Raw genomic sequence first — 22,939 nt, forward strand, 5'->3', positions numbered from 1 at the left:
GTTAAAAACTCCGCTAGTCCAACCCAATTTCAATCAGACATTCGTGACTCGTGATTTCAAAACGCATGATATCAACGTCCTCATATCCATTCTGCCGAATATCATCAAAAGCAGATGGATCGGCAAAGGCGCCGTGAAAATCAAGGTACAGAATCAGCTGTCTGTCAGGATGATCCGTTTGAAGCGAAACCGTTAAATGATTTTCACTCTCTCTGCTGACTGCTTGATCAAACAGATGAAACAGCTTTCTCATCAGTTTCGCCAGCTTTTGATCATAAGCCGACAAATCCTTAATTTCTCCGAGAACTTCATATTCAAGCGTCATATAATGGGTTTTCCAATTAAACGTAAGAAAATCAAACGCCAAATGCGGTGTTTTCAGGTTTGAGAGCTTTGATTCGTGCTTTGCGTCTATAACCATTTCTTCAATCATTTCAAAGACACGGTCATACTTCTGTAAGCTTAAGTTTCCTTTAATCAGCTGCAGCTTATTCATCCAATCATGCCGGGAATGGCCAAGCAGATGAATCAGTTCGTTTGTTAATGCCGTGTCGCTTATATTTTCTTCTTGATTTTTTGAAACATCCTTCATTTTCGCACTCCCAATCATTTAATTTCTTATTTAGGAGTCTGTATAAGTGTGTATTATGAATTATAACAGAGAAGGCTTTGTTAGAAAAACAATTGTTTTTCCCAGAAATATCATGTTCCTTTTTTCTGGCTTTGGTTGATTTGCAGCCAGGCAGAACATTTTATGTATTACTGCTTGGGGAACATATCCAGTGGGTTTGAGATGTTTATTCTCATTCTTGGCGGGGTCTGCTCGCACATACTCTGCATTTCATTCTAGGTGTTTACTCCGCATATTGCAAAAAAAACTCCAGTCATCATCGACCGGAGTTTTTTGAATCATTATTGAGCTACAGGATATACGCTCACTTTTTTGCGGTCACGGCCGAAACGTTCGAATTTAACAGTTCCGTCGATTTTCGCAAATAGAGTGTCATCTCCGCCGCGGCCCACGTTTTCACCTGGGTAAATTTTTGTTCCGCGTTGACGGTAAAGGATAGAACCGCCTGTTACGAATTGACCGTCAGCACGTTTAGCACCTAAACGTTTAGCCTCAGAGTCACGTCCGTTCTTTGTAGAACCTACTCCTTTTTTAGAAGCGAAAAACTGAAGATCTAATCTAAGCATGTAGCTCACCTCCTATATTATGTTTGTGGTCACACGCAAGTTGTCTTTGTAATCCCGTTCGATTGTCTCCAGCGAAACAATCATGCCTTCAATCAGCAGCTGAGCTTTTTGGCGTGCCTCTGGATCAAGAGATTCAGGGAATTCAAAATAAAAATAACCCCCGTCCTCCCCTATATCAAGAAGCGGCTCGAAGCCCGCGAGCACAATGACCGCGTTAACGGCCCCAAACACAACGGCTGTCACTCCGGCACAAACAAGATCTTGTCCATGTTCAGCAAAATTCGCATGGCCCGTCATTTCAAAAGACAATATGCCTTTATCATGAGACCTTCTGATTGTTGCCTGAATCATGCTTACGCGTTGATTTTTTCGATCGTCACTTTAGTGTAAGGCTGACGATGACCTTGTTTTTTATGAACGTTTTTCTTTGGTTTGTATCTGAAAACAGTGATTTTTTTCGCGCGGCCTTGTTTTTCAACTTTAGCCGTTACTGTTGCGCCTTCAACTGTAGGGTTGCCGACTTTCACGTTGTCTCCGCCAACAAACAAAACGTCTTCAAAAGTAACTGTTTCACCTGCTTCAGCAGCAAGTTTTTCGATGTAAACAGTTTGGCCTTCTTCAACTTTGATTTGTTTACCGCCTGTTTTAATGATTGCGTACATTCTCTGCACCTCCTATTAGACTAAGACTCGCCAGATACCAGGGGGCTGTAAAAGCTCTTAACACCTGTACTGAGCGGTTGTAGCAATGGTGCTACATCCATAACATTAAAAAATATACCAAAATACAAGGCGTTTGTCAATCAGTTTTAGTAGGGCAGAAGCAGTTCCTCCATGGAAGAATTCGTCCGCTTATCGGCAAAGTAAGCGTGCAGCACTTCATTCTCGTCAAGCTGGCTGAGCTTTTGGCCTGATTTTTCTATAATAATCGGATGCTTACAGCCACGTTTGAACTCGGCCATCACATGATAGACTTTATCCTCCGCCTTTACTGTCAGCGGCAGAAGTTTCTCAAGCTCCCTGTTTTTTCCGTAATACCTTTCGAGGAGAAATCTCACATGGATATAGTGCCTTTGCCGATATTCCTCAAACAAGGAAACAGCCAGAAAGACAAACAAAACCCATGCGCTGATTTGCAGAGGAATCACGAATAAAACCCAGCACCCGAGCAGCAGGCAGAAGCAGAGCGACGTTTTTAGATTAAGCCGGTGAGCCTTTTGAAAAGGCAGCTGTTTGGAAAACAACAAAAATAACAGTTTTCCTCCATCCAGCGGCCAGATCGGCAGTAGATTGACAAATAAGATAGAAAGATTATAAAAGGTGAAGAGTTCAAAGGTATGCTGATGAATCACTGAGACTTCTGCAAGCATCCAGGCGGCAAACTGAAGCCAGATGTGCTGAAGAGGGCCGGCAATAATGACCGCAAACTCTTCCTTTAACGGCCGATTCCCGTGCTCTTCCACTTCGACCGTTCCCCCAAACGGCAGCAAAAAAACACGCTTGATTCTCCAAGAAAAAAACACAGCCAGAGCAGCATGCCCCAGCTCATGAATCAATACAATCAGGAGCAGACAAAATAATGCTTTCATATGGCCTGTGAGCAAGCCCAGCGCCGCGATAATCCAAAGAAAAGGATGCACATGGATCTTTAAGATAAGGTCGAGCCATTTATTCAAATGAAATCACCTGAATCGGATCAATAAATTTATCGCCGTCTTTCATGGCAAAATAATAGACCCCTTTATTATGATCATCAAGCTTAATCGAACCGAGCTTTTTGCCTTTATCCACAAAATCATATAAAGCAACATCCACATCTTTGAGCTCGCCATAGATACTATAGGTGTTGTCAGCATGCTGCACCTTAACCGTCAGTCCCGTCTGGCTGTCTTTGCTGACTTCAACCACATAGCCTTCTTTTACACTATCAATCTTATCGCTGCTTGTTTCGACTTTAATTCCTTCCCCATTGTCCTGAAAATCCTGCTGTACTTTCCCGGATGCAGGCGCGATCAGATCTTTGCCTACTTCAATCTGCTGTTCCTTATTTTTGTGTTCAGGAGCCAGGAAAGCAAGCGGATTTCCGAATTTGGTTTCGAACCAATGGCTTGCTGAGGCAAATTGAAATTCAGTTTCAAAGGTTTTGGCTACAGCGGGTTTAATCTGACTGACGGGTCCAATGTTTGTTTTATAGGCTATAGCTGAAACGAGAACAAGGCAGGCCGACAGAAGACATTTCAGGATAATTGAATCTGTTTTCACCAATGGGTGTTTTCCGTTGAATGTTGGCATGTTATCTTCATAAACCGGAAGTGTTCCATGTTTTTCCTGATCCGTTACCATCACCCAGGACGGGGGTTTCTGCTTTTCAGAAACTGTCTGAGTAGAGAAACGTTTTGAGCCGGAAAGCTGCTTTCTTCTTTTCTCTAATCGTTTTCTGATTTCATCTGCTCTGTGACTCATTGCCATCATCCTTTGCATTCGTTGGGTTTGTACATCATATGTCTTGTCCATGGCAAATATTCGGTTTAGTCAAGAACAAAGCAGGCAAAAACAAAAAAAACCTGACACAGCATATGCTTTGTCAGATTCTTCTCTTTGATTCTATCACATTAAGATCTTACTCCGAAAAATGACTTAATCTTAGCCATCATTCCTTTGTTTTGCTCTTCAAGCACCTGTAAAGGAACAGATTCACCTAAGATGCGGCGGGCAATATTGCGATATGCAATGGAAGCGCGGTTTTTAGGGTCCATCGCAATCGGTTCGCCATGATTGGAAGCTTTAATGACTTCATCATCATCAGCCACGATTCCGAGCAAATCGATCGACAGATGCTGTACGATTTCGTCGATATCCATCGTGTCACCGTTTTTCATCAGGTGATTTCTGATTCTGTTAACAACGAGCCGCGGCGGTTCAATATTTTCCTCTTGCTCCAGCAGTCCTATAATACGGTCAGCATCACGAACAGCTGAGATTTCAGGCGTAGTGACCACAATCGCTTTATCAGCTCCGGAAACGGCATTTTTGTACCCTTGCTCGATTCCGGCAGGACAGTCTATGATGACATAGTCAAATTCCTGTTTGAGCTCTTGGACCATGTTTTTAATTTGTTCAGGAGCAACAGCTGTCTTATCGCTCGTTTGAGCAGCGGGCATTAAATAGAGCAGATCATCGAAACGTTTGTCTTTTACGAGCGCCTGATGCATTTTGCATCTGCCCTCTACAACGTCTACCAGATCGTAAATAATTCTATTTTCAAGACCCATTACAACATCAAGGTTGCGCAGTCCTATATCAGTATCTACTAAGCATACGCGCTTCCCTAAAATGGCTAAGGCGGTACCGAGGTTCGCAGATGTTGTTGTCTTACCTACTCCGCCTTTTCCCGAAGTTATTACGATAGCCTCACCCAATTCACATTCCTCCCTCAAGCCTTGTTAGATCAGGTCTTAAATGAGCCAAATGTTGAAGGCGTTCAATGACCATATTTCCGTCTGTATCTAAATAAGCACATTCCATTTCGTTCCCTTTTTGAATGTGGTCTGGGGAGCGATTTAACACATGATTGATTCTTAATTGTGTCGGAAGCATTTCAGAGGCGGCGATGACCGCTTGATTATTTCCATTAAATCCAGCATGCGCGATTCCCTTCAGTGAGCCCAGAACAAAAATGTTCCCTCCGGCCTTGACTGTTCCGCCGGGATTCACGTCACCGATCAGGAGCAAGTCACCTTTTACCTGCAGCACTTGGCCTGAACGGACAATTTTTGAAACAGAAATAATTTCGGCTTCCTCTCTTATCTGCTGTGCTTCTTTTTTAGTAATGACTTCACTGTCAATAGAATGAACAAACAAATCTTTCTTTGACGCAATCAATTCGGTTAGCTGTTCCTCTTGCTCCTTATATAAAAGGCGATTTCCCAGCTTAACATGAACACTGATTTTCTGGCCTTTTCCATCGGTATATTGTTCAATTGACAGCATATTCTGAAGACCATCGAGAAGCTCATCAAAAGAACACGCATCATCCAGATGCAATGTTAGTCCATTCTTTGTTCCTTTTATTGTTACATATTGCTGCTTTTTGGTCTTCACAATATTCACCTCAACAACATACTCATTTCGTCAAAAAAAGATAAAATCCTTTTTACTCATCTCTCAATTCTTTCTTTAGACTCATAAAAAACAATCTAAATGGCAGAACAAGAATAAGAGCTGCTGCAATATTTAATAAAATTGTCGGTATAAACCGGTCAAGCACAAATCCGTTAAACGTCATAATGTCTTTATGAATCAAAGACTGAATGCCGAATACGTAAAATTCGAGCAGACAGACAGCCAGAACTGCTATCAATATCACTACAAATGCGTTTGTATGCAACACTTTAAACGCTTTTGAAGCCAAATAGCATAGCCCTGCAAAACCAAACATGTAAACGCCTAATAGACTTGTATAGTTCATGTCATATAGAAAACCAAAAATAAATCCGTAAATCATCGCGTGTTTTTGGTTGATAAAAGCCGACATGAATATCAATACAAGCATCAAAAAACGCGGGGCGAGCACTTGGTCATCTGTAACGAAAGGAAAATGCACCAAATCTGTAAAAATGCTTTCCGCAGAAAAAACAAGCATCATAACGAAAGGGAGAAGGAAACGTTTCACGATCCTTCCTCCTCTGTATCGACAGTCGGCACGTCACGGTTTACAACGATCACATTATTTAAATCTGTAAGGTCAGCCGCAGGTTTTACATAAGCAACCTTCGTTAGTCCATAGGAATCTGACTCGATATCAGTCACTTCACCGATTGTCAGCCCTTCTGGGAAAACACCGCCTGTCCCTGATGTTTCAATAAGATCGCCTTTTTTCACGTCTTGTTTATCCTTACGCTCAATAATTGTCATCTTAAGACGTTTTTTCTCTTTGTCATATCCTTCGATCAAGCCGTAGCCTTTGCTGCCTTTTTTTCCGGAAATTTTTGTCGCGACTCTGTTATTGCGGTCAGTATCGCTTAAAAGCTGAACAGTAGACGTAAAATTGTTAAGTCCGGAGCTTTTGATCTTGCCGATTAATGCGCCTTTTTCGTTTGTAACGGCCATATCTTTCGCTACGTTTTGCTGAGTCCCCTTGTTAATGGTGACCTGTTTCGCCCAATTATCAGGGCTTCTGGCGATGACCGTTGCTAAAATCGGCTTGTAATCTTTAATCGATTTGACATGGCCAAGCTCGTCACGCAAGGATTTGTTTTCTTCTTCAAGCTCTTGAAGCTTGGCTTCATATTGTGTCTGTCCGTCAAGTTTTTCTCTTAGACGCTCGTTTTCTTTGTATGTGTTTTTTAAATCATTGATGTTCTCAAATATTCCTGCAAAAAATTCGGCAGGCGTATGAAAAATATTTTGAAATACTCCCGTCGTATCGCCGATCACTTTCTCAGGCCAGGTGGTATTGCGGCCGCCCTTCAGCGAAAATCCAATCATAGCCACCAATATGATAATACACAGAAGTAATAGCATTAACCGCTTATTCGGCATCGTGTTACACCTCTTCTATTGAACTCCCGATTATCTAGTTTTCCCTTTGAAAAGATGGATGTGCTCCAGTGCTTTCCCTGTTCCGATCGCTACACAATCAAGCGGATCTTCGGCGATAAGGACCGGCATTTTTGTTTCTTCGCTGATGACTTTGTCCAAATTGCGCAAAAGCGCTCCGCCGCCGGTTAACACTATACCTCTGTCCATGATATCTGCTGCAAGCTCAGGCGGTGTTTTTTCGAGTGTGCTCTTCACTGCTTCGACAATTGTAGATACAGTGTCGCGCAAAGCGTTAGAAATCTCTTTTCCTGTAATTTCAATTGTTTTCGGCAAACCTGTCAGCAAATCGCGTCCGCGGATTTCCATGTTGTCGGATTCTTCAGGAGCTTCTGCAGATCCGATTTCCATTTTAATCGCTTCAGCCGTACGGTCACCGATCATCAGATTGTACGTTTTTCTGATGTAGTTGATAATCGCGTCATCCATCTCATCACCGGCTACACGGATTGACTGAGACGTTACGATGCCTCCGAGGGAAATAATCGCAACTTCTGTCGTACCGCCCCCGATATCAACAACCATGCTTCCAGTCGGTTCCCAAACTGGCAGATTGGCTCCGATTGCTGCGGCAAAAGGCTCTTCAATCGGATACGCGTCACGCGCTCCCGCCTGTCTTGTCGCATCGATAACAGCGCGTTCTTCAACAGCTGTAATGCCTGATGGGACACATACCATTACATATGGTTTTCTGGCAAACATGCCTTTATTTTTTATGGCCTGATTGATGTAATATTTCATCATCGTCGCCGTTGTTTCATAATCAGCGATAACGCCGTCTTTCATCGGGCGAAGAGCCACCACGTTGCCCGGTGTCCGTCCAATCATATTTTTCGCATCATTTCCGACAGCGACAATCGATTTCGTATCCGTCTGCAAAGCGACAACTGACGGCTCTCTCACAACAATTCCTTTTCCTTTTACAAAAACAAGCGTATTCGCAGTTCCAAGATCTATACCAAGGTCTCTAGCACCAATTCCAAACATATGTATGTATCTTCCTTTCTTAAAGCAAAAATACCCTAAAGGGAAAAACTCATAAACTCTATTATAGCTTAATTCGACGAAAAAAAAAGTGTTACAAATATCCTTTTTCCTTTAAACTCACAAATTTTTTATCCCCGATCACCAAATGGTCAAGCAGCTCGATGCCAATCAGGTTTCCGCATTCAAACAGCCGTCTTGTCACTTCAATATCCTCCCTGCTCGGCGTCGGATCTCCAGAAGGATGATTATGAACACAGATAAAGGAAGCGGCAGATCGTTTAAACGCTTCTTTAAACACCTCTCGCGGGTGGACAATAGATGAATTCAGGCTTCCGATAAATACGGTGCGTTTATGGATGACTTGATTTTTTGTATTTAAGTATAAACAGACAAAATGCTCCTGGGTTAAAAAGCGCATATCCTCCATGACGAGATTAGCGCCGTCTTCCGGGGAGCGAATAACGAAATGTTCTTCGTTGGCTATTTTGTGAATCCGGCTTCCAAGCTCAACTGCTGCCAGTATTTGAATCGCTTTTACCATACCGATTCCCGGGATGCTTGACAGCTCTTCAACCGATGCTTCCTTGAGCAGGCGCAGCCCGTCAAATGAGCGCAGCAGCCTGTTTGACAGGTCCAAAACAGATTCGTGTTTAGTCCCTGTCCGCAATAATATAGCCAAAAGTTCATGATTCGCTAAGTTCTCGGCTCCGACTTTCAGGAGCCGTTCTCTTGGCTTTTCTTTCATTGGGAAATCTTTGAGTTTTAATGGCAAATCGTGTATGACCAAGCACTCCTTTTCTTTCCCTTCCCGTTTATAGAACCGTCATGCCCTTATATCAAAATGGCGAAGAGCTCTCATTGTTTTTGATATAGGAAGGCCCATGACTGAATAATAATCTCCGTCTATTTTCTTTACAAAAAGCGCGCCTCTTCCTTGGATGCCGTATGCACCTGCTTTATCCATCGGCTCTTTTGTTTCAATATATGTCCAAATCTCTTCTTCACTGAGGGACCAAAACGCAACTTCTGTCTTATCATAAAAAGTCTCGCTGTGATTTTCAGCTTGAATGCTGACCGCGGTTATTACTGAGTGACTTCGGCCTGAAAGCCTCCGCAGCATAGAAGCAGCTTCTTCTTGATCCTGCGGTTTGCCAAGACATTCGCCGTCAAGGCATACCATTGTATCAGCACCGATAACGATTGCATGCGGGTGGAGATCAGCTACAGCCTTAGCTTTTTGTTTTGCCAACCATTGGACGTTTTCTTCTGGTGAAAAGTTTCGATTTAATTTTTCTTCTACTTCACTGACAATAATGGAGTAGGGCAGCTGGAGAAGATCGAGGAGTTCTTTCCTGCGCGGAGATTGTGATGCAAGTATTAGCGGTTTTGTCATGTTCGTCATCCTTTCAGGGTTTGCTTAAGAAAAAAAGATACTCGTTTATCCTACCAAATCACGAGGCTTGTCACAATTTCAGAAAAATAACTTTTTCATGACAAAATAAAAAAAGCCTGTCACTAAAGGACGAAGGCTCAGGGCACTATCTCTTATTTTACGACGGCTAACAGCTCCTGCTGAGCCTTCCACCCGGCTTCAGCACTTGGATCCTCTAATTCCTTTAAAGCCTGCAAAATCGCTTTTTTCTCTCCTGTTTCTGACGCTTTTGTTTCACCAAGCGACTTTTCTATTTTCTCTACACTCGCTTTTGTAATGTCTTCGCCGAGAATCGCCTTTGCTGCAAGCTCCGCTGTTTCCTTAAAAGAATCTGTCATATCTGACTCTATTGATAAGGAAAGCTCCTTGCCTCCCCAGGCTTCAAAATCACTGTCGATTAAAACCTGTCCTAACTGCTGTGAGACATCCTTTTCACTTGCTAAGCCTGCAATAACATACGTATACCCGTCATCCTTTGACAGTGACACGGCGGAATAACCCTTTTCGGTCAATTGTTCTGTTAACGTTTCGGCGCCCTTTTCATTTGAAAATTTTCCGGCTTGTACAGCGTATGTTTTGTATGTACCTTCAGTTTGCGCCGCTTGTTTTTCTGTGCCTGAAGTTTGTTTATCAGTTGAAGTATCCCCTGCTTTTGCCGTTTGGCTGCCTAGAGAATCCTCTAAAGAGGCCGGTGCTGACGCTTCTTTATTCCCCGATATGTTTAACGCGAATAGCCCTAATCCAGTGCCAATGACAGCCGCGAAGGCAATCGTCGCAGCCACTCTTTTTACTGGTTTGGCAGTCCCGGTCTTTCCTTTTGCATAAGACTTTGTTTTTTTCTTTTGATAAGGAGGAACAACTTTAGGGTCCTCTTTAAACACCTTGTCCTCCTCGGAGTCCCAATTGAATTCATCTTCATCAGGATGTTCCTGGGATGCCGCAACCTCTTGTTCTGCCTGTCTTTTTTCCTCCCAATTTGAAAATGTCATGCTTTTATCCGCCTCTGTCTCAGGCGTCTCTTGTTCGTAAACCGTCTCTTCTTTTCCATTAATCGTCACCTTGAGGGCTTTTTCTGCGGCTTTACTGTTTTTTTTATTCTTTCTTTTTTTCAATTCCGCTTCCTCCCTTCATTTGCTTGACCATTCTTGTCGGCTTTTCATGCTACACACTTTAGCACAGGCAAAGAAAAAAAGAACAAGACTTTTGTCGCCTTGTCCAAAAAACGTTCGTCAAATTTTTCAGCAGTCAGCCCAATGCCATTTTGATATAAAAAGAAATGATAGAGTCACCGTATAAATAGGCTAAAATGCTCCCTGCGGCTATAGCGGGGGCGAAGGGAAGCGGCTGCCTTTTAGCGAGCCTACCAGTTAGAACAGCTGCCGCTCCATATAATGCACCTATCAAAACTGAAAAGAAAAAGGCAGCTGCCAGCATTTTCACACCAAGCACAAAGCCAATCACCGCAAATAATTTAATATCTCCTCTCCCTACTCCCCCATGGGTGATTGCGGCAATTACAGCCAGAAATAGAAATCCGGCTGCCGCACCTAGCAGGCCTGCATACCAGGAATCAAGCGGAGAAATCAATCTCGCGGCCGCCAAAAAGGGAAGAAAGAAAATCAATATTCGATTTGGAATCAGCATAAAATGAATATCTGTCACTGCAACAATAATGAGAAGAGAGATAAACACCACAGCGGGAAACAGTTCCAGCGATGTGCCAAAGCGTATTCCTGCGGCAGCAAATAAACACGCTGTCACAAGCTCTGCTGCGGGATACATAAAAGAAATCCTATGCCCGCAGCTTTTACATTTACCTTTTTGAAATAGGAATGACAGGATGGGAATTAATTCTGCAGGAGTTAATGTCCGCCGGCAAAACGGGCATGATGAACGGGGCGCAATAATAGATAGATGTAAGGGGATACGGCACCCGGCCGTATAGTAAAAAGAACCAAGGATAAGCCCGAAGATAAAAAGAATGGATAGCATAGACAACACACCTTTACTCACTGAGTTCTGGTATGGATTGTAGCAAAATGAGCATCCTGAGCTCCAATTGGGAATATTCAATTTTACACATAAAAAAACGGCAGAATCTTTTTTTTGATTCTGCCGGAGCCGGATGCTTTTATTTCAACCTTTTTCGAATGTCAGAAATAAAGTAAAGAGATCCGGTAATCAGCACAATTTCATTTGAGCCCTTTTTGCTTTCTATGAATTTGATCACATCGTCTGGATCTTCACTCCAGCTTTTATTGCTGATTTCACTTGCATCATAGAGATCTTTTGCAAGGGAAGCACGCGGGAAATCAAAAGAAGCAAAATGAATCGCATGAGCAATGGTTTCCAGTCTTTTAATCATGTTCTGATACGGTTTGTCCTTTAACGCGCTAAACACCACAGAAATGCGTGAATTGGCGAAACGCTGCTTCATCGTTTCCGCCAGCTTTTCGACACCTTCTTCGTTATGCGCACCGTCTAAATATACCGGAGGATGTTCCTGAACAAGCTCTAACCGTCCCGGCCAAGCAGCCTTCACAAGCCCGCTCCTTAACGCTTCGTCACTGATATGGGCGATATTCTCCTTATTGAGCCACTCCGCAGCCAAAATGGACAAAGCAGCATTTTGTCTTTGATGGGTGCCAATCAGAGATGTCCGAATATCTTCATAGCATTTCTCTTCCGTTTTGAATGAAAACTGTTCTCCTGCAGGCAGAGCCTCTTCATTGAAAATAACACATGCATCATGCAATGACTGGAACGGCGCAGCATGCCGTTCGGCTTCATGGCGGATGACCTGTAAAGCTTCCGGCTGGGTAACTGCTGTAACGATTGGAATACCTTCTTTAATAATGCCGGCCTTTTCTCCTGCAATTTCTTCAATGGTGTTTCCCAAAATGTTCATATGATCGTGTCCGATGCTTGTAATCACAGTTAAGAGCGGTTCAACCACATTAGTAGAATCGAATCTACCGCCCAAACCTGTTTCAAAAATAACAAAATCGACCTTATGAAATTCTGCAAAATATAAAAATGCACAGGCCGTCATAATTTCAAATTCTGTCGGCTGTCCGTATTCCGTTTGATCAAGGGCTTCAACGTGCGGTTTCATTTGATTGACGAGTGCTGTCCATTCCTCATCTGAAATCGGTATCCCGTTTACGCTGATCCGTTCATTAAACGTAATAATATAAGGCGATGTAAATGTTCCAACCGTATATCCGGCTTCCTGCAGCATAGAACGGATAAAAGCGACAGTTGATCCTTTACCGTTTGTTCCTGCGACGTGGAACGCTCGGATTTTTTTTTCAGGATGTCCTAACCGCGCCATCAGCTGTTTCATTCGGCCAAGTCCGGGCTTCACCCCGAATTTCAGCCTCCCGTGAATCCAACTGCGCGCATCTTGATATGCAGTAAACAATGATAATCCCCTCTTTTATAAGACAAGGCGGTTTCTCTAGAAACCGCCCCGGCTTTTCATTAACCCTTCAGCTCAGCCATTCGTTTTTGAACAGCGTCACGCTTCGCCACATAATCTTTTTCTTTTTCACGTTCTTCATCAATTACGTGTGCAGGCGCTTTTTTCATAAATCCTTCATTTCCAAGTTTCTTTTGGACACGCTCAACTTCTTTTGTCAGTTTATCAAATTCTTTTTGCAGACGGGCAATTTCTTCATCAATATTGATTAAGCCTTCAAGCGGAAGAATAACCTCTGCTCCTGAGACAACGGCCGTCATCGCCTTATCAACAGCCTCAATATCGGTGCCGATTTTAAGCACGCTCGGATTCGTAAAGCGTTCAACATATGAACGGTTCGCTTCGAGGCGGGCTGCTATTTCGTCTGTGCTTGTTTTAATGTACAGTTCAACCTGCTTGCTCATTGGCGTATTGACTTCACTGCGGATATTGCGCACAGAACGGATCAGCTCAACAAGAAGCTTCATGTCAGCTGCCGCTTCAGTATCGGTATGCTCCGGCACTACTACAGGCCATTGACTTACTGTAATCGATTCCCCTTGGTGAGGAAGGTGCTGCCAAATTTCCTCCGTTAAGAATGGCATAAACGGATGGAGCAGACGCATCGTTTGATCAAGTACGTAAGCAAGGATGGAACGGGTAGTTTTCTTGGCAGCTTCGTCTTCTCCATAAAGCGGTAGCTTCGCCATTTCAATATACCAATCACAGAAATCATCCCAAATAAAGTTATATAAATGGCGTCCTACTTCACCAAATTCATATCGATCAGCAAGCTGGGTCACGTGCTCGATCGTTTCATTTAATCGCGTTAAAATCCACTTGTCAGCGACTGACTTTTCGCCTGACAGATCAAGTTCATCGTACGTCATGCCATCCATATTCATTAATGCAAAACGGGAGGCGTTCCAAATTTTATTGGCAAAATTCCAGGTCGATTCCACTTTTTCATAGCTGAAGCGCAGATCCTGGCCAGGAGAGCTTCCAGTCGCAAGGAAATAACGCAGAGAATCGGCTCCGTACTTGTCAATCACATCCATCGGGTCGACACCGTTGCCAAGAGATTTACTCATTTTCCGGCCTTGCTCGTCACGGATTAAGCCGTGGATTAAAACATCTTTGAACGGGCGCTCGCCTGTAAATTCAATGCCTTGGAAAATCATGCGTGATACCCAGAAGAAAATGATATCGTACCCTGTCACGAGAACATCTGTCGGATAGTAGCGTTTAAAGTCTTCAGCCGTTACATCAGGCCAGCCCATTGTGGAGAAAGGCCATAGCGCAGAACTGAACCATGTATCCAGTACGTCTGTATCCTGTTCCCAATTTTCGCTGTCTTCCGGCGCTTCAAGCCCGACATATAGCTCGCCTGTTTCTTTATGATACCAGGCAGGAATACGATGGCCCCACCACAATTGACGGGAGATACACCAGTCGCGGATGTTTTCCATCCAGTGTAAATACGTTTTTTCGAAACGGTCAGGCACAAAGTTGACCTTTTCTTCTTTCTTTTGCAGCTCAATCGCTGCATCAGCAAGCGGCTGCATGCGCACAAACCATTGTGTAGAAAGATAAGGCTCCACAACAGCCCCGCTTCGTTCACTATGGCCGACAGAGTGCATATGATCCTCGATCTTGAAGAGAACTCCCGCCTCCTGTAAATCTTTCACGAGCTTTTTGCGGCATTCAAAACGATCCATACCTTGATATTGGAGCGCATTTTCATTCATCGTGCCATCTTCATTCATGACAAGGATGCGTTCTAAATTGTGGCGGTTGCCAAGCTCGAAGTCGTTCGGATCATGAGCAGGCGTAATTTTCACGGCACCTGAACCAAATTCCATATCAACATAGTCATCACCGACAATCGGAATTTCACGATTTACAATCGGCAGGATCACCGTTTTTCCGATAAGGTGTTTATAGCGCTCGTCTTCAGGGTGAACGGCAACAGCTGTATCACCGAGCATTGTTTCAGGACGTGTCGTCGCAATTTCAATTGAGCCTGAACCGTCAGCAAGCGGATAGCTCATATGATAGAATGCGCCTTGAACATCCTTGTAAATCACCTCAATGTCGGATAGGGCTGTTTTTGTCGCTGGGTCCCAGTTAATAATATATTCGCCTCTGTAGATCAGGCCTTTTTCATAAAGCTTAACGAATACTTCCCTTACCGCTTTGCTCAAGCCTTCATCCAGCGTAAAACGTTCACGGGAATAATCTAGGCCAAGACCTAATTTCGCCCACTGGCTGCGAATAAAGTCAGCATATTCTTCCTTCCACTTCCACGTTTCTTCGAGGAATTTTTCACGGCCTAAATCGTAGCGGGATTTGCCTTCTTCACGAAGTTTCGCCTCTACTTTAGCCTGTGTCGCGATGCCGGCGTGGTCCATGCCAGGAAGCCACAGCACATCATAGCCCTGCATGCGTTTCATTCTTGTTACAATGTCTTGCAGCGTTGTGTCCCATGCGTGGCCAAGGTGAAGTCTTCCTGTTACGTTTGGCGGCGGAATGACAACAGAGTATGGCTCTTTTGTCTGGTCACTGCCCGCTTCAAAAAATTTGCCTTTTAGCCAAAAATCATATCGGTCTTTTTCAACCGCTGCCGGATCATATTTCGTCGGCATTGTTTGTTCATTCGTTTCCATCATAACCCTCCAGCATGTTTAAAAATGGCTGAGAACGAAAAAAGAGCTCTTCATCCCTGTAAAAGGACGAAAAGCTCTTTCGCGGTACCACCTTTTTTCATGAACTCTATCAGTTCATGCACTTATAACGGATAACGGGTGTTTCCCGAATTTCTCTACTCTTCTTTCAAGAAATTATGCTCCCGGGCGACCTTCCAATCAGACAACATAAGAAGCCTTTCAGCAAACGGCTTCTCTCTCTGCATGCGCCTTTTTTGTACTCTTCCCGTTCTAAGCAGGTGTATTTATCAGCTCATTGTATACATTATTTATGTTCTTTATTATAGTAAAAGTGTTTTTGATTCGTCAATCATCTTTTCCAAAAACACCGCTTTCTATACAGATGGGCAGGCACCTATTGCCCAAGTTTACATATGATGCTTGTAAATGCGTAGAGGAGGATGCACCGTGAAGAAACGTTTCAGCTCTTATTCGCTGCCGCCATGGGTAAGGCAAATTCGGCTTGTATCCGCACAAGTGATTATTCCCATTACGATTTTTCAAGGAATCAGAACCATTTTCTTTCCGACAACCTTTGATGTTTTGCTGCTCGCAATCCTAATCTTTTTAGCTTGCGCCCTTCATTTAGAATGGATATAAACAAACAAGTCCGCGCCATTAAGACGTGGACTCGTTTTCAGCCTGAAATTTTTTCTCTTGTTCAATCTGATGAATTTTCATCACAAACGGCTCTATGTTTTTCATTTGCCAATAAGCCTTTAATAATTGTGTACATTCCTCTTTTTCATGCTGTCTTTTCCCAGTTTGATAACCGTTCAGCACCTTGTACATGGCTGCTGGATATGCCATATAGCTGAGAAAAAGACTGACTTCCGCTTCACGCAAAGGGAATGATTTCGTATATCCATAAAACCATTCGACGCATTCCGGACAAGCTTTCGGAAAGCCTCTGAACATTTTTGTATAAAAGCCGAGCAGGTCGTTTTGCGGCGGACCGACAGATGCTCTTTCGAAGTTTGTAAAATATCCGGTCCCGGCATCATTATACAGAAAATGGTGTATAGACAGGCTGCCGTGGTTCATTACAACCCTTGAAACGTCCTTTTCCTTTGCCGACTCATACCAGTCCTCCAGCCGTTCCAGCGCAAAATTCACCGCCGAAATGGTTTCTGAAAAATAGGTTATGGCCTGGAGTTCAAAAGGAGAAAGGTACCATTCCTTCTCCGCTCTATCCACAAACTGCTCATAGAAAATTTTATCTTGTTCCCACTTTTTTTTCATTTGCCCGTAATAACGTTCAATCTCATCACGTCTAACCTTTAGTTCCTGCTCGGTTCTCTCGTGAAGACGGGCTGTTTCTCTAAATAAATAAGCATGTTTCTGATCCCGTTCTTCCTCTTGGTCAAATTGGAGCCAAGGCATTAAATAGTAGGTATCTCCGTATTGTATGCCTGCTGAGAAAAACTCACCGCTATTTGTTCTGTAAACGGGAACGAATGAACGAAAGCCTTTTTCCTCAATCGCCACCATATGATCTGTAAAATGCTTGCCGCGACCCTCTTTCAATTTTTTCAGGGCAAATACACCGTAGTCTGTATACACTTTCCAAACAAGAGGACTGACAGGCTCAATAAATTGAGCAGTCAGTCCGTATTCCCGAAGAACCGATTGGGTATCTTCCATTTCATTCACCACATTTTCCGATCGCTTACGGTTTACGCATGGCTATTTTTATATTGAGGAATATAGAGAATCTGTCCTGCTTTTAATTCATCATCCAAGGCTAAAGAATTCATCCTGATCAGCTGCTGGGATGTAATTTCATACCGTTCGCATAAACGCTCGATCGTATCTTCCTGCTGCACAATACAAATTTTCATTCTCGAAAACTCATCCGCTTCTTTTGTAAAGAGTTTTGTTAAATAAAGAGAATTATCACTTTCCTTTGTTTGAGGTTCCTTCGTTTCAGCAGCAGGAGCAACCCTAGGAACAGCATCCGTTTCCTTCCTTTCAGTCTCAGAAGATTCAGGCAGTTGGAAGGATTGAAAAGGTGTTTCTTCCTTAGGCTCTTCAGGTGATGGTGTTTTTCTCACTTCAATTTCGAAGCTCTCTTCCTCTTGTTCTTCCTCCTCCAGCAGCTTAGGCGCTGAATAAAAAGAATCCTCCTCTTCTTGTTCAGGCAGGAAGGTACGGTATGCCGGTTCAGGCAATTCTTCTTGAGATGCCTCCTCCGAGCTTGTTTTTTGATTGAAATGGAAATGTAAATCGGCATTGTCATTCTCCATATATACAGCTGAAGCTGTTTCTCTGCTATCTTCTACGGAGAGAGCGGCCTCTGATACACTCTCCAAAGCTTCATCCGGTTCCGCCTCTTCTTGGCAAAGCGCAGGATCAGCCTGATCCGATTGAGCTGCTTCTTCATTTTGAGCCTCTTGGCGCAGCGCATATTCATGATTAGGAGACACTGTTGTTTCCGCTTTTTCCTCTGCAATCACAGTCTCTGAATGAAGCTCAGCTTCCAAAGCAGGCGATTCTTCTGCTCCAGCGTGTTCACGAAGCTCAGTCTCCGCTGGAGAGTCTGCTTCTTCACGAACATCCGCTATTGCAGCTGCCGGCTCTGCCGTTTCTTTTTTTGCTTTAACGATCTCTTGAATCTCTATTTCTGAAGGATCAGGTTCTGGCTCAGATTCTTCTGTTTCCGATTCAGCACGAACCTCCGTTTCCGGCACAGCAAGCTCTTCTGACTCTTCTTCCTCTTTCACATCTTCTCTGGCCTCTGGTTCTGAAGCAACCGATTCAGGCGGCTCAGATTCTGCTTTTTCTGTCTCCAGTTCTTCACGGAGCCCCGCTTTCGAGATAAAAAGTTCTGGCGGTTCGGCTGGCGGTTCATGCTGAAGAACTGCTTCCTCTGCCGATGATGCACCCGGTTCTTCTACTACACTATGTGCCGGCGGCTCTGAAAGCTCTTCCTCCCTGAATGCCGCAGGAGCTTCATATAAAGGTATCTCCGGCTCTTTGTCTTGCGTATCGTCCAAAAGCCCTTCGATCGCTAAATCAGCTTGAATTGTTAAAATGCGCGAATCCGTCAATTGATAGTCAAATGCGTCAATAAAGACGAAGACATCCTGTAAATGGCTCACTTTATTTTTCGGAATGGTAATATCCACAGGAAAACAGTGAGTCAGTTCCGCACTTCCATCCTCTCTCTTTCTGACTTGTTCAACAAACCGCTTATCTGTATAAATCTCTTCGGTATGTTTGTTTTGATCTATGTTGTACTCACCTGTAAGTTCAAGCGATCCTATGATTGATACATAATCATTTACTTCCTGAACCCTAATATCAGGATCTAATGAAATAGAAAGCAGTTCAGAAACTTCCTGTCCTTTTTGGAAACAGATCGATTCTTCTACAGAAAATTGCAATCGATGATTTTGCGGCAAGTTCATATCCTCCTTTCATCTAATCCTTAAAATTAGATGTCACTAAAGGTGTATGTATGAACTGGAGAAAATATGAGTGGCAGAGCACGAAAAAACCGGCACAAGGAGTCCTTGATACCGGTTTTCACTCTTATCTGCGGCTGATCTCAGCAAATACTTTCTCAGCTGCCTGGATTGTGTTTTCAATATCTTCATCAGTATGGGCCGTTGAGAGGAAAAGACCTTCGAATTGTGATGGCGGAAGGAATACCCCTTCATTTGCCATCCCTTTATAATAGCTTGCGAACAGCTTCAAATCAGATGATTTCGCCGTTTCATAATTGATGACTGGTTCGTTTGTAAAGAAGAAACCGATCATCGAACCTGCACGGTTAAAGGTATGCGGAATGCCATGAGCCTCGGCGGCTTTTGAAATTCCTTCTTCCAGTCTGTCGCCTTTTTTGATGAATTTCTTGTAGGAATCAGGTGTCAGCTGTTTCAATGTCTCTAAGCCAGCCGTCATCGCAAGCGGGTTGCCTGACAATGTACCAGCTTGATAGATCGGGCCGCTTGGAGCGATCTGCTCCATGATTTCTGCCTTTCCGCCATAAGCGCCGACAGGAAGTCCGCCCCCGATTACTTTTCCTAAACAAGTCAGATCAGGCGTTACGCCGAAGTAGCCTTGAGCGCAGTTATAATCGACCCGGAAGCCAGTCATCACTTCATCAAAAATCAGCAGGGAGCCGTACTGCTCAGTGATATCACGCAGACCCTGCAGGAAACCTTCTTGCGGCGGAACAACACCCATATTTCCGGCAACTGGCTCTACAATGACTCCTGCAATGTCTTCACCGAATTGCTGGAAAGCAAGCTTTACACTTTCTAAATCATTGTACGGAACGGTGATGGTGTTTTTCGCAATGCCTTCAGGCACCCCCGGGCTGTCAGGCAGACCGAGAGTGGCAACACCTGAACCAGCTTTAATCAAGAGAGAATCGCCGTGTCCGTGGTAGCAGCCCTCAAATTTTAAAATCTTGTTGCGGCCCGTATAGCCCCTTGCCAAACGGAGGGCACTCATTGTAGCCTCTGTTCCGGAGCTTACCATTCGTACAATTTCTACAGATGGCACACGATCAATGACGAGCTTAGCCAGTTCATTTTCTACTTCAGTCGGAGCACCGAAGCTTGTCCCGTATTCAGCCACTTTTTTGAGGCTTTCTACGACGCGGTCATTTGTATGCCCTAAAATTAAAGGCCCCCATGACAAGACGTAGTCAATATATTCATTCCCGTCAATATCAAAGATTTTCGAGCCTTTTCCGCGCTCCATAAAAATCGGGTCCATGTCTACCGATTTAAATGCGCGAACGGGACTGTTCACACCGCCCGGCATGAGTTTTTGCGCTTCTTTAAAAGCCGTTTTTGATTTTTCATAGCTTCTCATCTGCCTCAACTCCTGTCAACTGAATAAAATTACTCCGCAAGCCATTTCGCTGTGTCTTTCGCATGATACGTAATAATCAGGTCGGCACCCGCGCGCTTCATGCTTGTCAAAATTTCCAACACAATTTCTTTTTCTTTGATCCAGCCGTTCTGCGCTGCAGCCTTCACCATTGAATACTCTCCGCTTACATTATAAGCGACGAGCGGCAAAGTAAACTCATTTTTTACGTCACGCATGATATCCATATAAGAAAGCGAAGGTTTGACAATCAAAAAGTCCGCGCCTTCCTCGACATCTGATTGTGCTTCGCGGAGTGCCTCCATACGGTTGGCAGGGTCCATCTGATATGTTTTGCGGTCTCCGAATTGCGGTGTGCTGTTTGCTGCATCACGGAACGGACCGTAAAACTCGCTAGAATATTTCACAGCGTAAGACATGATTGGAATATTGACGAATCCTTCTTTATCAAGTGCTTCTCTGATCACTGTAACAAATCCGTCCATCATGTTTGATGGCGCAATGATATCCGCACCTGCTTTCGCTTGGCTGACAGCTGTCTGCGCCAAAAGCTCCAGCGATTCATCATTGAGGATGACCCCGTCTTTGACCAGTCCGCAATGGCCGTGGTCTGTATATTCACACAGGCACGTGTCAGCGACAACAACCATTTCAGGGAAGTGTTCTTTAATTTCTGTGATGGCTTTTTGGACAATTCCGTGATCATGGTACGCTTGTGTTCCGCAATCATCTTTTTCTTCCGGGATGCCGAACACGATAACAGATTGAATGCCCAGTTTGACCAGCTCCTCTACTTCATCCTTCAATAAATCTAATGATACATGGTAAACATCAGGCATTGACGGAACAGCTTTTTTGCCTTCCAGCCCTTCAACGACAAAAATCGGATAAATAAAATCTGATGGATGCAAACGTGTTTCCTTTACCATTTCCCTCATTGCTTTTGATGTCCGCAGGCGGCGGTGTCTATTAAATGATTGACTCATATTCTCTCTTCCTCTCTTGACATGCTGCACATTAACTCAAGCATGCCATCTATTGTAAATGTATCAGGCGTATGCGATGTGATGCCGTACGTCAGAAGGGCATCATTTGTTAAAGGCCCAATGCTGATACAGGCCGTCCCATTCGCCTTCCACTTTTTTAATTCTTCTCCCAAGACATGCATAAACGTATGTACGGTTGATGAACTCGTAAATGTTACATAGTCAAAGGAATATTGACCCGCAGCGTCTTTCAGTGCCTCAATGCCTTCTTCATCCGGAATCGTTTCGTAGAGAACCCATTCCTTTACTTCAAAACCGAGCGGGACAAGCTCTTGTTTTATCACATCACGTGACAAATTCCCTTTCATCACGGTAATGGGCTCCCCCGGTTCAGCATGCTGCTTAAGAGCGTCAGCCAATTGTTCAGCAATATACTCCTGTGGCATCACATCAACCGATACGTTATGCGTTTTTAAACGGCGGGCGGTTTTTTCACCGACGGCTGCAATTTTTTTATGCGCAGGGAGAATAAGCTGATTTTCCTTCAGATAAGAAAAAAAGAAGTCTGCCCCGTTCACACTTGTAAAAACAAGCCAGCCTGGCGCGGCAAGATCCTCTCTTACCTGTTCCGCAACATCATTCGGCAAAGCGCGGCGAAACGTAATCAAAGAGGTTAAAACCGCTTTACCGCCAAGCGCCTCCACTTTTTGCTGAAATGATGTTGCCTGTGCCTTATTCCGGGTGACAAGCACTGTTTTTCCTTTCAACGGAAAATCATTTTCCATCCTCATCAAGCTCCCGTTTTACACGATCAATTAAATCTTTTGCTCCTTTGTCAGCCATAAGAGCGGCACAGCGCTTTCCTACTTCCTCCGGATCGTTTCCGGTGACGGTTTCTTTAAAAATGATTTTGCCGTCAGGTGAAGCGACAAGACCTGTCATTTCAATTTCATCCTGTCCATTTAACACGGAGTAGCCCGCGATCGGAACCTGGCAGCCGCCCTCCATCGCGTTTAAAAAAGCACGTTCTGCTAAGACAGTCCGTTTTGTATATTCATCTGTAAACTGAGAAAACAACGCCAACAGCTCTTCATCCGATTCTCGGCACTCAATCGCCAGGGCTCCCTGCCCCACAGCAGGCAAACAGCGCTCAGGCTCAAGGAATTCGGTTACGACATCTTGCTTCCAACCCATTCTAGAAAGGCCGGCAGCCGCTAAAATAATCGCGTCATAATCCTCTGTTTCCAGCTTTTGAAGTCTTGTATCTATATTACCTCTAATCCATTTAATTGTAAGGTCAGGGCGCTCAATCAAAAGCTGCGCGCTTCTTCTTAAACTGCTTGTGCCAATGACAGCACCTTCCTTCATTTCTGAAAGCTTTACGCGATTCTTTGAAATAAGGGCATCACGCGGGTCTTCCCGTTCAGGAATACAGCCGATCACAAGGCCTTCAGGCAAAACAGCAGGCATGTCCTTCATGCTGTGCACTGCCATATCAATCTCTTCGTTTAAAAGCGCCTGTTCAATTTCTTTGACAAACAGCCCTTTTCCACCCACTTTTGAGAGTGTAACATCGACAATCCGGTCGCCCTTTGTCACAATCTCTTTAATTTCAAAAGCAAACGAAGGATTGATTTCCTTCAGTTTTTGAATAACCCATTTTGTTTGAGTCATAGCGAGTTTGCTCCGTCTGGAACCTACTTTAATCGTTCTCATCATTTCTTTCCTCC

General features: G+C 44.0%; 25 protein-coding genes and 2 other annotated features. Of the genes, 2 read left to right on the forward strand and 23 right to left on the reverse strand.

The annotated features are described in order from the left end of the window. Positions 1-13: 13 nt before the first annotated feature. The gene (spo0B, locus tag MHI44_RS04535; RefSeq protein WP_004399131.1) at positions 14-592 is read right to left on the reverse strand and encodes a sporulation initiation phosphotransferase Sop0B; all 579 of its coding nucleotides are present in this window, start codon (positions 590-592) and stop codon (positions 14-16) included. Between the two features lie 77 nt (positions 593-669). On the opposite strand from spo0B, the gene MHI44_RS04540 reads away from it, so the two are divergent. Next, positions 670-792 carry a hypothetical protein gene (locus MHI44_RS04540; RefSeq protein ID WP_003229671.1) on the forward strand — a complete coding sequence of 41 codons (123 nt, stop codon included), beginning with the start codon at positions 670-672 and terminating at the stop codon, positions 790-792. A 120-nt stretch (positions 793-912) separates the two neighbouring features. On the opposite strand, the gene rpmA is transcribed toward MHI44_RS04540, so the two are convergent. The 16 genes from rpmA to valS form a co-directional block, all read right to left on the reverse strand. Then, positions 913-1,197 carry a 50S ribosomal protein L27 gene (rpmA, locus tag MHI44_RS04545; RefSeq protein WP_003222623.1) on the reverse strand — a complete coding sequence of 95 codons (285 nt, stop codon included), beginning with the start codon at positions 1,195-1,197 and terminating at the stop codon, positions 913-915. Positions 1,198-1,209: 12 nt separating this feature from the next. Continuing rightward, entirely contained in the window at positions 1,210-1,548 is a 339-nt protein-coding gene (locus tag MHI44_RS04550; protein ID WP_003229669.1) for a ribosomal-processing cysteine protease Prp, read from the reverse strand. A 2-nt stretch (positions 1,549-1,550) separates the two neighbouring features. Further along, positions 1,551-1,859, reverse strand: coding sequence for a 50S ribosomal protein L21 (rplU, locus tag MHI44_RS04555; RefSeq protein WP_003229668.1), 309 nt, complete (start codon positions 1,857-1,859; stop codon positions 1,551-1,553). 13 nt (positions 1,860-1,872) lie between these two features. Then, positions 1,873-1,948: a sequence feature (ribosomal protein L21 leader region), on the reverse strand. A gap of 57 nt (positions 1,949-2,005) precedes the next feature. Continuing rightward, positions 2,006-2,872 (reverse strand): stage IV sporulation intramembrane metalloprotease SpoIVFB, encoded by an 867-nt coding sequence (gene spoIVFB / locus MHI44_RS04560; RefSeq protein ID WP_014480452.1) that lies wholly within the window; start codon positions 2,870-2,872, stop codon positions 2,006-2,008. Continuing rightward, positions 2,865-3,659 carry a stage IV sporulation protein SpoIVFA gene (spoIVFA, locus tag MHI44_RS04565; protein WP_004398684.1) on the reverse strand — a complete coding sequence of 265 codons (795 nt, stop codon included), beginning with the start codon at positions 3,657-3,659 and terminating at the stop codon, positions 2,865-2,867. The genes spoIVFB and spoIVFA overlap by 8 nt, the downstream gene beginning before the upstream one ends. A 149-nt stretch (positions 3,660-3,808) precedes the next feature. Beyond that, positions 3,809-4,615, reverse strand: a complete 807-nt coding sequence (gene minD, locus MHI44_RS04570; protein WP_004398624.1) for a septum site-determining protein MinD — start codon at positions 4,613-4,615, stop codon at positions 3,809-3,811. 1 nt (position 4,616) lies between these two features. Then, entirely contained in the window at positions 4,617-5,297 is a 681-nt protein-coding gene (minC, locus tag MHI44_RS04575; RefSeq protein WP_017696329.1) for a septum site-determining protein MinC, read from the reverse strand. 52 nt (positions 5,298-5,349) lie between these two features. Continuing rightward, positions 5,350-5,868 (reverse strand): rod shape-determining protein MreD, encoded by a 519-nt coding sequence (gene mreD / locus MHI44_RS04580; RefSeq protein WP_004398811.1) that lies wholly within the window; start codon positions 5,866-5,868, stop codon positions 5,350-5,352. Further along, complete coding sequence (gene mreC, locus MHI44_RS04585) at positions 5,865-6,737, reverse strand: rod shape-determining protein MreC (RefSeq protein WP_003222609.1); 873 nt, start codon at positions 6,735-6,737, stop codon at positions 5,865-5,867. Before mreC ends, mreD begins: the two co-directional genes overlap by 4 nt. Positions 6,738-6,767: 30 nt before the next feature. Beyond that, entirely contained in the window at positions 6,768-7,781 is a 1,014-nt protein-coding gene (gene mreB, locus MHI44_RS04590; RefSeq protein ID WP_003229650.1) for a cell shape-determining protein MreB, read from the reverse strand. 91 nt (positions 7,782-7,872) lie between these two features. Then, positions 7,873-8,568, reverse strand: a complete 696-nt coding sequence (radC, locus tag MHI44_RS04595) for a DNA repair protein RadC (protein WP_339202978.1) — start codon at positions 8,566-8,568, stop codon at positions 7,873-7,875. Between the two features lie 36 nt (positions 8,569-8,604). Then, a complete protein-coding gene (locus MHI44_RS04600) occupies positions 8,605-9,174 on the reverse strand; it encodes a Maf family nucleotide pyrophosphatase (protein WP_004398496.1) in 570 nt (189 codons plus the stop codon). A 152-nt stretch (positions 9,175-9,326) separates the two neighbouring features. After that, positions 9,327-10,325 carry a stage II sporulation protein SpoIIB gene (gene spoIIB, locus MHI44_RS04605; protein ID WP_181217306.1) on the reverse strand — a complete coding sequence of 333 codons (999 nt, stop codon included), beginning with the start codon at positions 10,323-10,325 and terminating at the stop codon, positions 9,327-9,329. A gap of 133 nt (positions 10,326-10,458) precedes the next feature. After that, entirely contained in the window at positions 10,459-11,205 is a 747-nt protein-coding gene (locus tag MHI44_RS04610; RefSeq protein ID WP_339202980.1) for an A24 family peptidase, read from the reverse strand. Between the two features lie 139 nt (positions 11,206-11,344). Beyond that, complete coding sequence (locus MHI44_RS04615; protein WP_003229640.1) at positions 11,345-12,637, reverse strand: folylpolyglutamate synthase/dihydrofolate synthase family protein; 1,293 nt, start codon at positions 12,635-12,637, stop codon at positions 11,345-11,347. Between the two features lie 59 nt (positions 12,638-12,696). Then, positions 12,697-15,339 (reverse strand): valine--tRNA ligase, encoded by a 2,643-nt coding sequence (gene valS / locus MHI44_RS04620; protein WP_017697542.1) that lies wholly within the window; start codon positions 15,337-15,339, stop codon positions 12,697-12,699. Between the two features lie 59 nt (positions 15,340-15,398). Beyond that, positions 15,399-15,621, reverse strand: a binding site (T-box leader). 165 nt (positions 15,622-15,786) lie between these two features. Between valS and MHI44_RS04625 the strand changes: the two genes are divergently transcribed. Further along, complete coding sequence (locus tag MHI44_RS04625) at positions 15,787-15,978, forward strand: hypothetical protein (protein ID WP_003222590.1); 192 nt, start codon at positions 15,787-15,789, stop codon at positions 15,976-15,978. 18 nt (positions 15,979-15,996) lie between these two features. Here the strand turns inward: MHI44_RS04625 and cotN are convergent, their stop codons facing one another. The 6 genes from cotN to hemC all read right to left on the reverse strand — a co-directional run bounded on the left by cotN (position 15,997) and on the right by hemC (position 22,928). Further along, positions 15,997-17,022 carry a spore coat protein CotN gene (gene cotN, locus MHI44_RS04630; protein ID WP_088467306.1) on the reverse strand — a complete coding sequence of 342 codons (1,026 nt, stop codon included), beginning with the start codon at positions 17,020-17,022 and terminating at the stop codon, positions 15,997-15,999. A 32-nt stretch (positions 17,023-17,054) separates the two neighbouring features. Beyond that, positions 17,055-18,782 (reverse strand): spore coat morphogenetic protein SpoVID, encoded by a 1,728-nt coding sequence (spoVID, locus tag MHI44_RS04635; protein ID WP_339202982.1) that lies wholly within the window; start codon positions 18,780-18,782, stop codon positions 17,055-17,057. 130 nt (positions 18,783-18,912) lie between these two features. Beyond that, positions 18,913-20,205: a glutamate-1-semialdehyde 2,1-aminomutase gene (gene hemL, locus MHI44_RS04640; RefSeq protein ID WP_033882929.1), complete on the reverse strand. Its 1,293-nt coding sequence runs from the start codon at positions 20,203-20,205 to the stop codon at positions 18,913-18,915. A gap of 29 nt (positions 20,206-20,234) precedes the next feature. Then, a complete protein-coding gene (gene hemB / locus MHI44_RS04645; protein ID WP_339202985.1) occupies positions 20,235-21,209 on the reverse strand; it encodes a porphobilinogen synthase in 975 nt (324 codons plus the stop codon). Further along, entirely contained in the window at positions 21,206-21,994 is a 789-nt protein-coding gene (hemD, locus tag MHI44_RS04650) for a uroporphyrinogen-III synthase (protein WP_014477560.1), read from the reverse strand. The genes hemB and hemD overlap by 4 nt, the downstream gene beginning before the upstream one ends. Beyond that, the gene (hemC, locus tag MHI44_RS04655) at positions 21,984-22,928 is read right to left on the reverse strand and encodes a hydroxymethylbilane synthase (protein WP_015251536.1); all 945 of its coding nucleotides are present in this window, start codon (positions 22,926-22,928) and stop codon (positions 21,984-21,986) included. Before hemC ends, hemD begins: the two co-directional genes overlap by 11 nt. Between the last annotated feature and the right edge of the window lie 11 nt (positions 22,929-22,939).

Origin of the sequence: Bacillus sp. FSL K6-1366, from assembly GCF_037976695.1 — a bacterium.
Classification (GTDB): domain Bacteria; phylum Bacillota; class Bacilli; order Bacillales; family Bacillaceae; genus Bacillus; species Bacillus subtilis.

Excerpts from the sequence above, each read along its gene's own strand:
- hemC (WP_015251536.1), bottom strand. The coding sequence starts at position 22,928 with ATGATGAGAACGATTAAAGTAGGTTCCAGACGGAGCAAACTCGCTATG.
- mreB (WP_003229650.1), bottom strand. The coding sequence starts at position 7,781 with ATGTTTGGAATTGGTGCTAGAGACCTTGGTATAGATCTTGGAACTGCG.
- MHI44_RS04550 (WP_003229669.1), bottom strand. The coding sequence starts at position 1,548 with ATGATTCAGGCAACAATCAGAAGGTCTCATGATAAAGGCATATTGTCT.
- hemB (WP_339202985.1), bottom strand. The coding sequence starts at position 21,209 with ATGAGTCAATCATTTAATAGACACCGCCGCCTGCGGACATCAAAAGCA.
- spo0B (WP_004399131.1), bottom strand. The coding sequence starts at position 592 with ATGAAGGATGTTTCAAAAAATCAAGAAGAAAATATAAGCGACACGGCA.
- mreC (WP_003222609.1), bottom strand. The coding sequence starts at position 6,737 with ATGCCGAATAAGCGGTTAATGCTATTACTTCTGTGTATTATCATATTG.
- rplU (WP_003229668.1), bottom strand. The coding sequence starts at position 1,859 with ATGTACGCAATCATTAAAACAGGCGGTAAACAAATCAAAGTTGAAGAA.
- MHI44_RS04600 (WP_004398496.1), bottom strand. The coding sequence starts at position 9,174 with ATGACAAAACCGCTAATACTTGCATCACAATCTCCGCGCAGGAAAGAA.
- rpmA (WP_003222623.1), bottom strand. The coding sequence starts at position 1,197 with ATGCTTAGATTAGATCTTCAGTTTTTCGCTTCTAAAAAAGGAGTAGGT.
- hemD (WP_014477560.1), bottom strand. The coding sequence starts at position 21,994 with ATGGAAAATGATTTTCCGTTGAAAGGAAAAACAGTGCTTGTCACCCGG.
- hemL (WP_033882929.1), bottom strand. The coding sequence starts at position 20,205 with ATGAGAAGCTATGAAAAATCAAAAACGGCTTTTAAAGAAGCGCAAAAA.
- cotN (WP_088467306.1), bottom strand. The coding sequence starts at position 17,022 with ATGGAAGATACCCAATCGGTTCTTCGGGAATACGGACTGACTGCTCAA.
- valS (WP_017697542.1), bottom strand. The coding sequence starts at position 15,339 with ATGGAAACGAATGAACAAACAATGCCGACGAAATATGATCCGGCAGCG.
- spoIVFA (WP_004398684.1), bottom strand. The coding sequence starts at position 3,659 with ATGAGTCACAGAGCAGATGAAATCAGAAAACGATTAGAGAAAAGAAGA.
- MHI44_RS04610 (WP_339202980.1), bottom strand. The coding sequence starts at position 11,205 with ATGCTATCCATTCTTTTTATCTTCGGGCTTATCCTTGGTTCTTTTTAC.